Origin of the sequence: Nguyenibacter vanlangensis (genome assembly GCF_013376155.1) — a bacterium.
Lineage (GTDB): Bacteria > Pseudomonadota > Alphaproteobacteria > Acetobacterales > Acetobacteraceae > Gluconacetobacter > Gluconacetobacter vanlangensis.
Window position 1 is genome coordinate 1 of sequence record NZ_JABXXP010001042.1, and the last position, 774, is coordinate 774.

Sequence of the window (774 nt, forward strand, 5' to 3'; positions counted from 1 at the left end):
CCAGCGGAGCGGGCAGGTGGCGGCGCGTCCAGTCCAGGCGCAGCCCGTTCATCGCATGCAGCGGCCGCATCGGCCCCGACGGGTCCCACCACCGATCGGCCAGCGCGCTGAACCGCGCGATCTCATCCGGCGCCACCGAGTCGGAAACAGCATCGGCGCCCGGCATGGCGTGCCGGGACGTATCATTGACCTGCATGGTTCCCCCACCTGTGCGCGCGCCATCTCCCGCTGGACGGCGCAACGGTGGAAGGGTATGTGACGCGCCTTGCGGATAACCGCAATGCCCCCTCGGCCGCTCCGGGCGGTTCCGACGGGCTGGAACGGCCCATCCCACCGAATTGGGCGCCGAACTGGAGAGCCTTGTCCATGCCTCGTACCGTCCCGCGGATCGTCATGAAATTCGGCGGCACCTCGGTGGCCGATCTCGACCGGATTCGCGCGGTGGCCGAAAAAGTCCACAAGCAGGTCGCCGCGGGGTGCGAGGTCGCGGTGGTCGTCTCCGCCATGTCCGGCGTCACCAACCGCCTGGTCGGCTACTGCCAATCCCTGTCCCCGCTGCACGATGCGCGCGAATATGACGCGGTCGTCGCCACCGGCGAACAGGTCACCAGCGGCCTGCTGGCCATCGCGCTGCAGACGCTGGGCGTCGAGGCGCGCTCCTGGCACGGCTGGCAGGTCCCGCTACGCACCGACGGCGCGCACGGCAAGGCCCGGATCGCGTCGATCGACGGCGAATCCCTGATCGCGCGCATGCAGGCCGGCCAGGTGCCCGTG

1 protein-coding gene and 1 pseudogene are annotated in these 774 nt (G+C 70.3%); one reads left to right on the forward strand and one right to left on the reverse strand.

Going from position 1 to position 774, the window contains the following annotated elements; translation table 11 throughout:
• Positions 1–196: pseudogene (locus HUK84_RS21080) on the reverse strand (bifunctional 2-polyprenyl-6-hydroxyphenol methylase/3-demethylubiquinol 3-O-methyltransferase UbiG); the annotation flags it as partial.
• A 170-nt stretch (positions 197–366) separates the two neighbouring features.
• Between HUK84_RS21080 and HUK84_RS21085 the strand changes: the two are divergent.
• Positions 367–774, forward strand: a 408-nt coding sequence (locus HUK84_RS21085; RefSeq protein ID WP_456306689.1) for an amino acid kinase family protein, incomplete at its 3' end; no start/stop codon positions are given.